This window comes from Anaerosacchariphilus hominis (assembly GCF_014290175.1).
Taxonomy (GTDB): domain Bacteria; phylum Bacillota; class Clostridia; order Lachnospirales; family Lachnospiraceae; genus Laedolimicola; species Laedolimicola hominis.
The window spans coordinates 115,085-129,822 of record NZ_JACOOR010000003.1 but is presented as its reverse complement, the minus strand read 5'-3'; the positions used below and the strand labels follow the sequence as shown (position 1 = coordinate 129,822).

Genomic DNA, 14,738 nt, shown 5'->3' with positions numbered 1-14,738 from the left:
GTAAGCTATGAAAAAGATAATCAATGCACCGGAAAACTATACGGACGATATGCTGAAAGGCATTTATACCGCCCATGGGGATCAGGTGAAATATACAGACGACAATCTCAGATGCTACTGTAAAGCAAAGAAGACAGAGGGAAAGGTGGCTATTGTCACCGGAGGCGGCACCGGCCATCTGCCCCTGTTTCTTGGTTACGTGGGAGAGGGCTTGCTGGACGGCTGCGCAGTGGGAAGCGTTTTCCAGAGCCCGTCCGCGGAGCAGATTTATAATGTGACAAAGGAAGTGGAGGCGGGAGCCGGGGTTCTGTATCTGTATGGGAACTACACCGGAGACACCATGAATTTTGATATGTCCGCGGAAATGTGCGAGATGGACGATATCGAGACCCGCAGCATTGTGGGCGCGGACGACGTGAACAGCGGTGAAGATCCAGCCGTGAGAAGAGGCGTGGCAGGTATCTTCTTCATGTACAAATGCGCCGGGGCGAAAGCGGCGGAAATGGGAACCCTGGACGAGGTGCTGGCAGCGGCGCAGAAGGCAAAAGATAATACCCGCACCGTGGGCTTTGCCCTGACGCCCTGTATCATTCCAGAGGTGGGACATTCCAACTTTACCCTGGGTGAGAACGAGATGGCCATGGGTATGGGCATCCACGGAGAGCCGGGGATTTGGAACGGTCCCGTAAAGACGGCCGATGAGCTGGCATCTGAGAGTCTGGGGACCCTGCTGAAGGATATGCCTGTGGGTGAAGGAGAGGAGATCTGCGTCCTCATCAATGGTCTGGGAGCCACCAGCATCGAGGAACTCTATATCCTGTCCGGAAGCGTGAGAAAACTTCTGGATGAGAAAAAAATCAAAGTTTATCGGACCTTTGTGGGCGAATTTGCTACCAGTATGGAAATGGCTGGAGCGTCTATCTCCATCTGTAAAGTGGATGGGGAAATGAAGGACTGGATCGACCGACCTGTAAAGACCCCATTCTATACCCAGTCATAGGAGGCAGAGCGATGGAAAAATATACAACAGAACAGTTGCCGCAGTTGTTTGAGGGAGCCGCAGTCCTCTTTTTGAAGAAAAAAGAGGAGTTGTGTGAAATGGACGCCCGCATGGGCGACGGCGATTTGGGGCTGACCATGAGTAAGGGATTCGGGGCCCTGCCGGATCTGATCCGGGAGAACACAGAGCCCGGAGACGTGGGAAAAACATTGATGAAAGCAGGTATGAAAATGGCCAGTCTGGTGCCCAGTACCATGGGAACACTCATGAGCAGCGGCATCATGGAAGGCGGAAAAACACTGAAAGGCAGAGAAGTTTTCAGAGCGGAAGAACTGGTACTCTGGTTGAAAGGCTTCGCAGCCGGTATTCAGAGGCGTGGGAAATGCCAGCCCGGCGAATGCACTATTCTGGACGCAGCCGCCCCGGCCGCTGAAAAGGCCGAAGAGGCCGCTTCCACCGGCGACATGCGAAAAATCATCGAGGCCGCTTGCAAAGGAGCCGCCGAAGGCGTGGAGGCCACCAAAACCATGATTCCCAAATACGGAAAAGCTGCCGTTTTTGCCACCAAAGCCACCGGCATTCCCGATCAGGGTGCCACCGCCGCTCTCTACCTGTTTCAGGGCCTGAAAACCAGCATAGAGACCTGAGCTCTGGACCAGCCCGCTCCATAAATGGGAGAAAGTAATACTTTGCAATACCCGGAACCTCCCCCGAAACAATTTTCCTAAACGAATCAGTTAGCCGCTTTTCAGGCGGGATGAGCGTGGAAAATTGTTTCGGGGGAGGTTCGTCCGTCTATCAAAAGACTTTCCTCCATTTTCCACATTCACCTCTTCCCCGAACAAACATTTTGTGTTAAAATAAACCCCGAGGTTAAAAACTATGGAAAAACGAACAACCATCGGAATCCTGGCGCACGTGGACGCCGGGAAGACAACTCTGGCCGAGGCCATCCTCTATCAGTGCGGTGCCATTCGCAGGGTCGGTCGTGTGGATCACGGAGACGCTCATCTGGACACTCACAGCCTGGAACGGGCCCGGGGCATCACGATCTTCGCCAGCCAGGCCCAGCTTCACCTGGGAGACTGGCAGGCAGCCCTTCTGGACACCCCGGGTCATGTGGACTTCTCCGCAGAGATGGAGCGTACTCTCTGGGTGTTGGACTATGCCATTTTAGTCATCAATGGCGCGGACGGCGTCCAGGCCCATGTGCGTACCCTCTGGAAGTTGTTGGGGCAGTACAGGATTCCGGTTTTTTTATTTGTCAATAAAATGGATCAGCAGGGAACCGACAGGGCTGCTCTTCTGGCAGAACTGAAGGATGCTCTGGATGGGAGCTGCGTGGATTTCACCGCAGATCGGTCCACGGCGGATATCTGGGAAGACGCCGCAGTCTGTGATGAAGCATTGTTGGAGCAGTTTCTGGAAACAGGGGAGCTGAAGGATGAAACAATCGCCCATCAGATCAGAGGGAGGAAGCTTTTTCCCTGTTACTTTGGTTCTGCATTAAAAAACGAGGGCGTCCGGGAGATTCTGGATGGCCTGACCCGCTATATGGTGCAGGCGGAATATCCGGCGGATTTTGGCGCGCGTGTATACAAGATCGGCCGGGACGGGCAGGGAAACCGTCTGACCTATCTGAAGGTGACTGGCGGCTCCCTGAAAGTAAAGCAGATCGTCCGTGGCGAGACCGACGGAGAAAACTGGGAGGAAAAGGCAGATCAGATCCGTCTCTATTCCGGCAGCAGTTTTGAAGCTGTACAGGAGGCACCGGCGGGAACCGTCTGCGCAGTGACCGGACTGTCCCGCACCCGGGCGGGGGAAGGTCTGGGAGACGAGGGAAGGGGCCCGCTTCCGGCGCTGGAGCCGGTGTTGACCTATCAGCTTCTGCCCCCGGAGGGCTGTAATATCCATGAGCTTCTGCGGAAGCTCCGGGTTCTGGAGGAAGAGCTTCCGGAGCTGCATGTGGTCTGGCGGGAGGAATTCTCGGAGATCCATGTGCGGGTTATGGGCGAGGTGCAGATCGAGATTTTAAAAAGCCTGATGCAGGAGCGCTTCGGCGTTTCGGTGGAATTCGGCGCAGGTAGTATTGTATATAAAGAGACCATTGGAAATGTGGTGGAGGGCGTGGGCCATTTTGAGCCCCTGCGCCACTATGCGGAGGTACACCTGATTCTGGAGCCCGGGGAGCCGGGAAGCGGACTGGTTTTTGAGAGCCGCTGCAGCGAGGATGTGTTGGACCGGAACTGGCAGAGATTGATTCTGACCCATCTGGCGGAGCGGAGTCATCCGGGCGTGCTGACCGGGTCGGAGATCACGGATATGAAGATATCTCTGGCGTCGGGCCGGGCCCATGCCAAGCATACCGAGGGCGGTGACTTTCGGCAGGCCACCTACCGGGCGGTGCGTCAGGGCCTGAAGCAGGCGGAAAGTGTGCTGTTGGAGCCCTTTTACGAGTTTCGGCTGACGGTTCCAGCGGATAAGCTGGGCCGGGCCATGACGGATATCCAGAAGATGTCCGGCAGCTTTTCCGAGCCGGAGAATGAGAATGGCCAGATGGTCCTGAAGGGCTCTGTACCGGTGTCCCGGATGCAGGGCTACGCGGCGGAGGTGACTGCCTATACCCGGGGACTGGGGCATTTGTCCTGTAGTCTGAAGGGCTACGGTCCCTGTGCCAATGCGGAGGAGGTTATCGCCGAGACAGACTATGATTCCGAGGCGGATATCCTGAATCCCACAGGCTCTGTATTCTGCGCCCACGGCGCAGGCTTTTATGTGCCCTGGAATCAGGTATTCTCCTACATGCACCTGGACAGCGTCCTGCGTCCGAAGAAGGAGCCGGGAAAGCTTGGAATGGAGACTGCCAGAAGGAGCCAGTCATCCCTTGGGGCCGTGGATCCCAAGGAACTGGACGAGATTTTTGAACGTACCTACGGACCCATCCGGTGGGAGCGCCAGGGCGTGGGACGGGTGGAACGAAGTTTTCGGAAAGAGCCCGAGGATACCGGAAAGAGGGAAATCAAGTTCCGGAAGAAGGAAAAGGAATATCTTCTGGTGGACGGTTATAATATCATTTTCGCCTGGGAGGACTTAAAAGCCCTGTCGGAAATCAATCTGGAGTCCGCCAGGGGAAAGCTTATGGACGTTCTGTCGAACCTGCAGGGGGCTCTGGGCTGCACTCTGATTCTGGTTTTTGACGCATATCGTGTGGAAGGCGGAACCAGAGAAATCTTTCGGTATCACAATATCCATGTGGTATATACCAAAGAAGCGGAGACGGCCGACCAGTATATCGAGAAGACCGTACATGAGCTGGGCCGGAAGTATCAGGTGACTGTGGCCACCTCCGACGGCCTGGAGCAGGTGATCATCATGGGACAGGGAGCGAACAGGCTCTCAGCGGCAGGCCTTCGGGAGCTGGTGGAGGTGACCGGAAGTGAACTGCGGGAGACCATGGAGCACAAACCGGTCAGCGGAAAAAATTATCTGTTTGAGAACCTGTCCGATGAGGTTCGCAGCTGGATAGAGGAGATTTTGTCTGCAGAAGAATGATAGGAAAATGATAAGCAAGAATAAGATTCAGGAGTGAATTTTTACATGAATAAAAAAGAAATTGCGGAAATCAAAAAGCAGTTTACCCCCCAGAACTGTGCGTTGACCAGACTCTGCGCCTGTTATGTGGACGGGGAGAAGAATAAAAAGAGCGAGATGAAGGAGGCCTTCCTTTCCCAATCCGAGGAGGAATGCTTTAAGTATTTTGAGATTTTTCGGAAGAGCCTGTCCGGCACCGTGGGAAAGAATCTGGTGAATCTGGAGTTCCCGCTGGATGCGGAGCTGGAGGGCGGTCAGCAGGAGTTCCTTTTGAAACTCCGGGACAGCAAGCTGAAAGACGACGTGCTGCTGGAGAAATTTTATGATAAGATCATAGAGACTTATGAGTACGGGGAGAATTACCTGATTCTCCTGGTACACGGCATATACGATGTGCCGGGCAAGTCCTCGGATAATGAGGAAATGTTCGACGCCTCCGACGAGGTCTATGAGTATCTGCTCTGCACCATCTGTCCGGTGAATCTGTCCAAGGCGGGTCTAAGCTACGACGCTGAAAGTAACCGTTTCGGTTCCCGGGTGAGGGACTGGCTGGTGGAACTTCCCATGGCGGGCTTTTTATTCCCGGCATTCCAGGATCGGAGTACGGATTTACACAGCATGCTTTACTACTCCAAGAACGCGGAGGAGCTGAAGGATGATTTCGTGGAGGGCATGTTCGGCTGCGGTACGCCTCTGACAGCTGCGGATCAGAAGGATACCTTCAATGCCATGATCGAGGAAACCCTGGGCGAGGAATGCGATTACGAAGCAGTCCGCAACATCCATGAAAAGCTCTACGAGATGGCTGAGGAGAAGAAGGATGAGCCGGAGCCCCTGGTGCTGAGCCGGGCGGAGGTGAAGCACCTCTTTGCCGGGAGCGGCGTGGAAGCGGAGAAGATGGAAGAGATCGAGGAGCGCTATGAGGAATCCGCGGGAGCTCATACGGAATTCCTGGCCTCCAATGTGATGAATACCAGAAAGTTTGAGATCAAGGCCCCGGACGTGGTGGTTCAGGTGAACCCGGAGCGTTCGGATCTGGTGGAGACCCGGATCATCGACGGCAGACAGTGCCTGGTGATCCCGGTGGACGACCGGGTGGAGGTAAACGGTATATCTGTTCGTACCATAGGAAGCAGCGGACGAAAGAGTGAAGGAGAGGAATAGGCATGCGGGAACAGCTGACCAGGCAGGATATCGAGAAGATTCAGCAGGAGATCGAGCACCGGAAGCTGGTGGTGCGAAAAGAAGCCATCGAGGCAGTCAAGGAGGCCCGGGCCCATGGCGATCTCAGCGAGAATTTTGAATATTACGCAGCTAAGAAGGACAAGAATCAGAATGAGAGCCGGATCCGCTATCTGGAGCGGATGCTGCGGACCGCGGAGGTGGTAGAGGATCATTCCGGGGCAGACGAGGTGGGTATGGATACCAAGGTGCTGCTCTACTACGAGGATGAGGACGAAACCGAGGAGGTCAAGATCGTCACTTCCATCCGGGGAAATTCTCTGGAGGGCCGCATCAGCATCGAGTCGCCGCTGGGCAAAGCCCTGCTGGGACATAAGGTGGGCGACCGGATCCACGTACAGGTGGGAAATGGCGGCTACGACGTGGAGATCCGCGCCATTGACAAGGACGGCGGCGAGGACGAGAATATCCGAAAATTCTGATTAATTAAGAAAATTATAAAGTTTTTACACCCTTTTTTGGAATATCTATGATAAAATAAAACAATATTTCAGAAAAGGAAGAGTCGGATGCGGCGTAAAGGAGTAGGAAGAGCATTAAAAGAGAAGGTGTACGAATCCGTCACAGCAGTACTGCCGATTACGGTGATTGTATTGCTTCTGAGTATTACGGCAGCGCCGTTGAGTACCGGAACTCTGGTGCTGTTTCTGTTTGGGGCGGTGCTTCTGATTCTGGGCATGGGATTCTTCAATATGGGCGTGGATATGTCCATGATTCCCATGGGAGAAGGCATGGGCGTCCAGATGAGCAGAGCAGGGAAAGAATAGCTTGATTCTGATTGTGGCCAATCATGGACATACGGATGAAATTATGAATACGGCCCGGGCGGCGGGAGCCCGCGGAGGCACCATTCTTCGTTCCCGTTGGGCCGGACCGGAGGATACGGAGAAATTTTATGGCATGAAGACCGAAGCCGGAGCGATGATTTGTTCGGTAGGCATTGACCAGACGGTCCGTTTGGGGTAAAATAGAAAAAGTGATTTGTGCAGCGGGCGGCACACGCCCGCTGTATTTCCGTCTGTACGAAGGAAGTGTCAGAGGGAAGAGAGAAAGAAAGAACGGGGAAATGTGATGAATATGACAACGATGGTGCCTTTTGTAAAATGGGCAGGCGGCAAGCGGCAGATGCTGGAGCAGCTGGGGATCCGCATGCCGGAGACCTATGGCGGCTACTATGAGCCCTTTGTGGGCGGAGGAGCCCTGGTGCTCTCCCTTGCGCCGGAAAAGGCAGTATTAAATGATATCAATCAGGAGCTGGTACACACCTACCGGGAGATCCGGGATCACCTGGACGCGTTGCTGGTGCTGCTTTCTTCCATGGACACGGTGACCTGCACCAAAGAGTTTTACTATGAAATGCGGGAGCGTTATAATGAAAAGCACCGTCTGGCGGAGTATGACACGGAGATGGCAGCTCTGTTTATCTATCTGAACAAGCACTGCTTCAACGGTCTCTACCGGGTGAATACCCGGGGCGAATTCAATGTGCCCTGGAATCAGAAGCTTTCGGTCCGCTCCATGGATATGGAGAATATCAAAGCTATTTCGGCTTATCTGAAGTCGGTGACCATTACCTGCCGGGACTTTGAAAAGGCTCTGGAGGATGTGAAAAAAGGAGATTTTGTGTACTTTGACAGCCCCTATGCTCCTTTGAATCCCACGTCCTTTGATTCTTACACCAAGGAGGGCTTTACCGAGGAGGAACACCGGAGACTTGCAGAACTTTTCCGGAGACTGACGGATCAGGGTGTCTACTGTATGCTGACCAATCACAATACGGAGCTCATCCGGGAGCTGTACGAGGGTTTTCTTATCGAGGAGATCGACGTGCGCCGGGCCATCAATTCCGATCCCAAGAAGCGGAAGGGAAAAGAGGTTATTATCCGAAACTACGGGGAACAGATCCAGCATTCCTAAGAAAGAAAAACTGATTTACAGGATAAGGATTCATTATAAAATAAAAAACTCTGTCTCACAGACCGCTATGCCTTACAGAAAGGCAGGAGCGGCCGGGAGGCAGAGTTTTTTTGTTTTGAGCGATTTAGGCAAAGCGGAGCCGGGGCGCGCTGTCCGGGCTGGCTGGGGGAGCTTACATCAGCATGGACACGATAACAGTGATGATGCCGCAGACTCCGATGGCTAGGCCGCTCATGGCGCCCTCGGTTTCGCCCAGCTCCAGGGCTTTGGAGGTACCTACTGCATGGCTGCAGGCTCCGATGGCTAGGCCTGCGGTGATGGGGTTTTTCACCCGGAACAGACGGAGCAGGAAAGGAGCCAGGATACTTCCCAGGATACCGGTGAAGATTACAGCGATGACAGTCACCGGAACGATGCCGCCGTGGGTCTGACATACCTCCACGGCGATGGGAGTAGTGATGGACTTGGGGAGCAGGGAAGCAGTCATAGCTCCGTCCAGCCCGAAAAGCTTACAGAGCAGATAGACACTGCCCATGGAGGTGAGGGATCCCACCGTGCAGCCCACCACAATGGGAAGGGCATTTTCCTTCAGAATCTGAATCTTGGTATAGATGGAGACCGCCAGGCAGGCCGTGGCCGGAGCCAGGAACATATTGATGACGGCACCGCCCTCATTGTAGCTGTCGTAGGGGATTCGGAAAACCAGCAGAATCACCACGATCACAAGAATGGCGAAAAGCAGCGGATTACACAGAGGGGACTTCAGCTTCTTCTGAAGCTTTTCTCCGGTCCAGAAAGCCAGGATGCTGAGGGCGATTCCAAAATAGGGAGAAGTCCATAATTCACTCATGGTGTCCTCCTTTCCCGCGGGACAGCAGATACATGGTAAAACGCACACTGTAGGCTGTGGCCGCAAAGGTAATTACGGTGGTAAATACGCAAATCAGCAGCAGAGGAAGCCAGTTCACCTTCAAAATATCCAGATAATTGATCACGTTTACCCCTGCCGGGATAAAAAAGAAAGCCATATTGGCCAGAAGAAAGTCGGATTTCTCCCGGATATGGTCGATTTTCAGAAGGCCGGTCAGCAGAAGCAGAAACAGCAGAATCATACCGATGACGCTGGCCGGAAAGGCAAAGGGCAGATACTGCTCGATCAGAACGCTGATACAGCAGATGGAGAAAATAATTCCCACTTGTTTGATGATTTTCATAAAACATCTCCTCATTTGATACAGTTTTGAGCCGGTTCAAAACAACCTGTCCCATCATACAACAAAAAGGTGGGGAACACAAGAACAGAGACAAAAAAATTCGATTGAAATTCGCCGCCCGGTCTGGTATATTGTAGTTAATAAATGAAATGAGACATTGAGTATCATATATGCAAGTTAAATTATGTGAAAAGCGAGCGAAATTTGCAAAGTATCTGTACTGTAAAGTAGAAAATGTGTAAAATAGAGATATGAGAAAAAAGCAGACAGAAGAAATGGACGAACTACATATCGAGCATCCGGAACTGGAAGCCAGAATGTGCGCAGATTTGAAGCATTATGGAATTCTGTATCTCTATGCCCCTATCGGCTGGGAAAAGGAACGGATAGTGGGGGATTTCGCGGCCCATCATCCGGAGTATCCAAGTCGTGTGGTTACGGATCTGGATCGTCTCCCCGAGAGCGAAGGGGAACTGCTGCTCGTACCCTGTCTGGAGAAGCTGATGGGGCGTCCGGATATCGGAAAACTCTGGGAGCGCATTAGCGAGAGGCGGAAGGGAGAACGATGGATCCTGACCGCTTCGGTGCCATTGCCGGAGGAGCTGATGCCTTTTCGGGTGGCGGGACGCCTGCGGATCTACGGAAGCGGGGATCTAAGGCCGGAGAACCGGGATGTGAGGGCCTATCTGGAAAAGAAAGGATTTCGTCTTTACGAAGAAGATTATCTTCATATAGAGAAAGATTTTGATAATATGCCTCTGTGCGTTTATATGCTGGAGGATCCCCTGCGGAACAGTATCCACGGCTATGGACGGCAGGAGAAGGAGCAGTGTCTGGAGGATGTATTTTTCTGGATCGATATTCGTTTTTTCCGCAGCCTGAAGACCGAGGAGCAGAATGCGCTGTTGAGTCTGGCCTGCTTTGAAGAATTGACCGAGGAGCTGGTTGGGACCATCCTGGATATTCCTGCGGAGGAAGCCCGGACTCTGGTGAAACGGTTCCGGAATAAGGGAAGTATCCTGGAGGAATGCGGAGGCGGCCGCTGGAGATTCACCGGACTGTTCCGGCAGTTCCTGGCGCGTATGGTGGGAAAGTACATGGCTTCAGAACAGCTGCATCAGCTGTTCTGAAGCCATGGTATATTATGAGGGGAAGGAAGAGTACGGAGCGGCCCTGCGGTTTGCGGAGCTTCTGAAGCTCAATGACCGTGTGGCGGAGTTTCTGGATCGGATTCTGGCCAGACCTATCAGCTACGAGACCTTTTTATCCCTGGAGGAATACTGCCTGAATCTGCCCATGACCTGGCGGAAGGAATACCCACGGCTTATTATGGCCGGAGCCATGCTGGAGTGCATCGCCGGGAACCGGGAGGGCTACGAGGAGTATGTGAAACTTCTGGAACGTAGGGAAGCGAAGGAGACGGGCGAGATGCTTCTGATTCTGAAAATGCTCGGAACGGGCAGTATGACACCGGAGCTCCTTTCGGAGATCTGGAAGCATACGGAGGAGAGCGGCGTGTCCACCGGAAAGATCTGGAGCATGCTGCAGATTCCCGGAAATATTTCCCTGCTTCATGGGGACAAGGACTACAGCGCCTTCTTCGTATGGCAGGGGCGGAAAAAGAAGAATCCCTATCTGGAGCAGATCGAGAGACTGGCCGGAGAGGACTACGCCTCCATGGCAGAGTTTCTGCTGGCGGAGGTATGCTATGAGCGAAATGAACTGGATGAGGCCCTGACCCGGCTGTCCAGAGCCTTTCGGATGGCGGTACAGGAAAAGAATGTCCGCATGCAGAAGCTGTGTAATCTGAAAGTAGCGGATCTGATGGTGATCCGGAATCAGGCAGACGGGGCGGAAGCCTTTTTGCTGCACAGGCTGGAGGAACCGGAAGCGACTGATTGCTACTGGAACGGGAATCTTCTGGCCCACCGGATGCAGTATCATCTGCTGAAAAATGATGAAGAGCGGATCCTGGGCTGGATGAAGAAGGAAGCGCCGGACGAGAGGGGACGTTTCCTGAGCGTGGAGTATTATCAGTATCTGATGAAGGCCAGAGTGTATCTGTGGCAGGAACAGTATGTGCAGGCGGAGATGATTCTGCTGACCCTGAAGGATTTCGCGGATAGCAGTGGGATGACTTATTTGGGAATACAGGTACGGATTCTGGAGGCCATACAGTCCTATCGGGAGCAGCGGGAGTCCTGGCGGGAGCTTCTTTCGGAAGCGGTGGAGATGGGACGGCGCTACTGGTTTATCCGGGTCTTTGCCGACGAGGGCGAGGCGGTTCATGAGCTTCTGAATCTCCTTTACGGGGAGAAGGAGCGGAAGGAAGACCTCTATATTAAGGAGCTTCTGTCGGCTGCCCGGGCACAGATGCTGATTTATCCGGGATATCTGAAGCGGAAGAAGCCTTTGCAGGTGGAGAGCTTCACCCAGTATGAGAAGGATGTGGTGAAGCTTCTGGCCCGGGGAGAGAAGAACGCGGAGATCGCGCGGGCTCTCTGCGTCTCGGAGAATACCGTTAAGTATCATCTGAAGAATATTTACCAGAAGCTGGGAGCAAAGAACCGCAGTCAGGCCCTGAATCTGATTGCCGAGTACCATCTTCTGTAAAGGTGTTCTTGAATAAAAATACAGAAAGCAGGAAGGACTACCCTTTTGGGCAGTGCGCTTCCTGCTTTTTTGTGGGAAAATTTATGGTAGAAGAGACTGTCTTTCCGAGATGGAGGTGGAGATATGAGACTGGAGCGGGAAGAAAAAAAGATGGCGGAAAAAAAGGCCGCCCATTTCCGGGAGACTATGGAGCGCCTGACAGCGGCGTCCCATGTACAGACCGAGTATTTCGGAGATCATAAACGGATCGAAGGATATTATGAAAGCCAGATGACAGGGCGGATGTTCGGCTGTGACCGGCTTTTGAAGCAGGAGAACCTGTTCGGACGGCTCCAGCTGGGCTACAATCCCAATCGGGAGCGGGTATTCCTGTTTGCCCACCTGAAGACCTCCCGTTACGATACGGTGGCCAGCCGTTATCAGAAGGAACTGAAGGAATATCAGCAGAAGAGTCTCTTAAAGGGCGACAATGAGAACCGGGCCTATGTATCCCGGTACTGGCAGGGGGCTTCCGTTCTGATCGAGAAGCGGGAGAACAAGCCCTGGACCAGGCGCTCCATTGCCTCCTATCTGGGAAGGGAGAATATGGAAGCGGTACAGAAGACTCTGCCCTTCTTCCGGCGGGAAGAAGAGACCAGGGAGCTGAAGGAGCTGCGGGCCCGGAAAAAGCAGATCGAAGAGGAACTCCAGGGGCTGCAGCAGGAGGAACGGCTGCCCCGGGAGGAACAGACCGAACGGGCACAGCGGAGTCAGCAGGCCGGAGAGCTTCGACAGGAAGCGGTGGCCGGAAGCAGCAAAGAGGAGCTGCTGGAAGCTCTGCTCATCCGAAAGGACGCGGCCTCCAGACAGTTTCTGCGGCGGATGAATTATGCCTATGATTTTCAGAAGAAGGACATTGAGAGCTATTACCGGGAGCGGAAGAAGACCCTGGGACAGGTGAAGGCGGAGACCTCCGGGGAGACGGAAGGATCGGAGGACAGTGAGGAATAGGAACCATGAATACCACGAAGACAGAGCTGTTTCAAAATGAACAGGAATATTACAGGGCGCTGACGGTCTGGGTGCGGAACCTGACCGCCGCTTACGGGGAGGCCCGGACGAAGGCAGCCGGGGAAGAGGGGCGTCTTCTTCGGAGAAACGGCGGCCTCATCGTCAGCCGGGAGGAGCTCCTTTCCCTGCTAAAGCCGGAGGAGGAAGCCTTTGAGGCCGGGGAACTTCTGGAGGAATTCAGACAGATCCGGGATCGGGGACAAAAGACCATCCGGGAGGGAGAACTCATCGTCATGGAGTATCTGTTCCGGGTGCTGGAGCTGACCGAGTTTGAGACTTATCTGGCGGTGGTGGCCCTGGCCTGCGAGCTGGATCACGAGCTGGCCCTGGCTGTGGGGTATCTGAATGAGCAGACCGGGATCCGGGTGCCCACCCTGAACCTGTGCCTCAGAATGTACACAGGAGATGAGGCAGAGCGGCTGCGGCTTTTGCAGCGCTGCCTGAGAGACTGGGAAAATCTAGGTCTGATCTTCGGGGATTTGCAGGAAGTCAGCTTGGGAGCGGAACGGGCGGTTCCCGATGGTTTCCAGGAGCTGGCTCTGAAGCTGGACTACCGAATCGTGAGTTATCTGGAGAATTATGAGCAGGAGGATGCGGCACTGGGAGGCATTCTGCAGAGGGAACCGGAAGGGGAGCAGCAGAAGCCACTGATACAGGAGCGTTTGACGGAGGGACTGGAAGCCCTGTACGATCATGGAGCCCGGAGCTTTTACCTTCGGGGGGAACCGGGATCCGGACGGAAGCTCCAGGCGGGAGCCCTGTGCAGAAGAAAAAGACTTCCGATTCTCTTTGTGGACAGCCGGAAGCTCCCTCTGGAGGAAGAGGCGCTGAAGCGTACCTTACGGAGAATTATGAGGGAGGCCCTGCTTCAGGGCGGAGCGGCCCTGTGTATCTGCGATCTGGAGGAGGATACCGGAGAGGAAAAGGTGGACCTGGGACGGACAGAGCAGATTCTGGAGGGCTTAAGAACCTGGAAAGGCGTCCTGATTTTCACCGGAACAGCCGAATGGAATCGGCGGATCCGAAGCGGACGCGTCATAAGAAAGGTGACGATTCCGGAGAGCACCACCGAGGAGCGGATCCTTCTGTGGAAGCATTTTCTAGGAAAAGAATTATGGCCGGAGGGTCTGAACCTGGAATATCTAGCGGACAAATACCGGCTGGCTCCGGGGCAGATCCGGGAGAGCGTTCAGGAGTATGAGGATCGGCTGCTGATGGAGGGAAGCATTCCCAAGGAGCAGTATCTTCTGGAGGCCTGCCGCTCCCAGCTGGAGCATCGGCTGGGGAAGGACGCGGTGCGGATCCCGGTCCATTACCGCTGGGAGGATCTGGTACTGCCGGAGTCCCAGAAGAAGCTTCTGAAGGATGCCTGCGATCAGGTGAAGCTACATCACCAGATCTATCATCGCTGGGGCTTTGAGGAGAAGCTGGCCTACGGCAGGGGCGTTTCCATGATATTCTACGGACCGCCGGGCACAGGCAAGACCATGGGAGCCCAGGTCATCGCCGGGGAGCTGGCCATGGAGCTCTACAAGGTGGATATGTCGGGGATTCTCTCCAAGTATGTGGGAGAATCAGAGAAAAAGCTGGGAAATATCTTCGAGCAGGCCAGAAAGAGCCAGAGTATCCTTTTCTTCGACGAGGCGGACGTGCTCTTCGGCAAGCGGACAGACCAGAAGGATTCCAATGATAAATATGCCAATGCGGGAACGGCTTATCTGTTGCAGAAGATCGAGGAATACGAGGGCATCATCATTCTGGCCACAAACTTTCTGCAGAATTTCGATAATGCGTTCCTGAGAAGATTCAAGTTCATTATCGAGTTCCCCTTTACGGACGTGCCCAGAAGAAAAGAAATTTGGGAAAGGGTATTTCCGGCGGACACGCCCAGGGAGGAGCTGGATTACGAATATCTGGCCCGGGAGTTTCAGTTTTCCGGAAGTCAGATCAAAAATGTGGCGGTGGCAGCGGCCTTTCTCGCGGCAGGCGAGGGAGTTCCGGTCCATATGCGCCATGTGCTGACGGGCGTGAAACGCGAAATGGCCAAGACGGGAAAGACCCTGCTGGCAGGGGATTTCGGAGGCTATTACTATCTGATGGAGGAGGTATAG

Annotated in this window: 14 protein-coding genes; 12 read left to right on the top strand and 2 right to left on the bottom strand. The window is 54.0% G+C overall.

The genetic code is table 11. From position 1 onward, the window contains the following. Window positions 1-7: 7 nt before the first annotated feature. The 8 genes from H8S44_RS05455 (at window position 8) to H8S44_RS05420 (ending at window position 7,750) form a co-directional block, all read left to right on the top strand. Window positions 8-1,000 (top strand): dihydroxyacetone kinase subunit DhaK, encoded by a 993-nt coding sequence (locus H8S44_RS05455; RefSeq protein ID WP_186871627.1) that lies wholly within the window; start codon window positions 8-10, stop codon window positions 998-1,000. 11 nt (window positions 1,001-1,011) lie between these two features. Then, window positions 1,012-1,647 (top strand): dihydroxyacetone kinase subunit L, encoded by a 636-nt coding sequence (locus H8S44_RS05450; protein ID WP_186871626.1) that lies wholly within the window; start codon window positions 1,012-1,014, stop codon window positions 1,645-1,647. Between the two features lie 235 nt (window positions 1,648-1,882). Then, window positions 1,883-4,552 (top strand): translation factor GTPase family protein, encoded by a 2,670-nt coding sequence (locus tag H8S44_RS05445; RefSeq protein ID WP_186871625.1) that lies wholly within the window; start codon window positions 1,883-1,885, stop codon window positions 4,550-4,552. 45 nt (window positions 4,553-4,597) lie between these two features. Then, on the top strand, window positions 4,598-5,755 hold the full coding sequence (locus H8S44_RS05440; protein WP_186871624.1) for a DUF4317 domain-containing protein: 1,158 nt from the start codon (window positions 4,598-4,600) through the stop codon (window positions 5,753-5,755). 2 nt (window positions 5,756-5,757) lie between these two features. Beyond that, entirely contained in the window at window positions 5,758-6,255 is a 498-nt protein-coding gene (greA, locus tag H8S44_RS05435) for a transcription elongation factor GreA (RefSeq protein WP_186871623.1), read from the top strand. An 87-nt stretch (window positions 6,256-6,342) separates the two neighbouring features. Next, a complete protein-coding gene (locus H8S44_RS05430; RefSeq protein WP_186871622.1) occupies window positions 6,343-6,600 on the top strand; it encodes a DUF1538 family protein in 258 nt (85 codons plus the stop codon). A gap of 1 nt (window position 6,601) precedes the next feature. Beyond that, entirely contained in the window at window positions 6,602-6,799 is a 198-nt protein-coding gene (locus tag H8S44_RS05425; protein WP_186871621.1) for a hypothetical protein, read from the top strand. Window positions 6,800-6,904: 105 nt separating this feature from the next. Beyond that, window positions 6,905-7,750, top strand: a complete 846-nt coding sequence (locus tag H8S44_RS05420; RefSeq protein ID WP_186871620.1) for a DNA adenine methylase — start codon at window positions 6,905-6,907, stop codon at window positions 7,748-7,750. 172 nt (window positions 7,751-7,922) lie between these two features. Here H8S44_RS05420 and H8S44_RS05415 read toward each other — a convergent pair whose 3' ends face one another. Beyond that, complete coding sequence (locus H8S44_RS05415; protein WP_186871619.1) at window positions 7,923-8,600, bottom strand: LrgB family protein; 678 nt, start codon at window positions 8,598-8,600, stop codon at window positions 7,923-7,925. Continuing rightward, window positions 8,593-8,964: a CidA/LrgA family protein gene (locus H8S44_RS05410; RefSeq protein WP_186871618.1), complete on the bottom strand. Its 372-nt coding sequence runs from the start codon at window positions 8,962-8,964 to the stop codon at window positions 8,593-8,595. Before H8S44_RS05410 ends, H8S44_RS05415 begins: the two co-directional genes overlap by 8 nt. Window positions 8,965-9,239: 275 nt before the next feature. Here H8S44_RS05410 and H8S44_RS05405 point away from each other — a divergent pair, with 275 nt between their 5' ends. The 4 genes from H8S44_RS05405 to H8S44_RS16350 all read left to right on the top strand — a co-directional run bounded on the left by H8S44_RS05405 (window position 9,240) and on the right by H8S44_RS16350 (window position 14,738). Then, window positions 9,240-10,094 (top strand): hypothetical protein, encoded by an 855-nt coding sequence (locus H8S44_RS05405; protein ID WP_186871617.1) that lies wholly within the window; start codon window positions 9,240-9,242, stop codon window positions 10,092-10,094. 4 nt (window positions 10,095-10,098) lie between these two features. Continuing rightward, a complete protein-coding gene (locus H8S44_RS05400; protein WP_186871616.1) occupies window positions 10,099-11,577 on the top strand; it encodes a LuxR family transcriptional regulator in 1,479 nt (492 codons plus the stop codon). A gap of 123 nt (window positions 11,578-11,700) precedes the next feature. Beyond that, window positions 11,701-12,567, top strand: coding sequence for a hypothetical protein (locus H8S44_RS05395; protein WP_186871615.1), 867 nt, complete (start codon window positions 11,701-11,703; stop codon window positions 12,565-12,567). A gap of 5 nt (window positions 12,568-12,572) precedes the next feature. Beyond that, entirely contained in the window at window positions 12,573-14,738 is a 2,166-nt protein-coding gene (locus H8S44_RS16350; protein WP_186871614.1) for an ATP-binding protein, read from the top strand.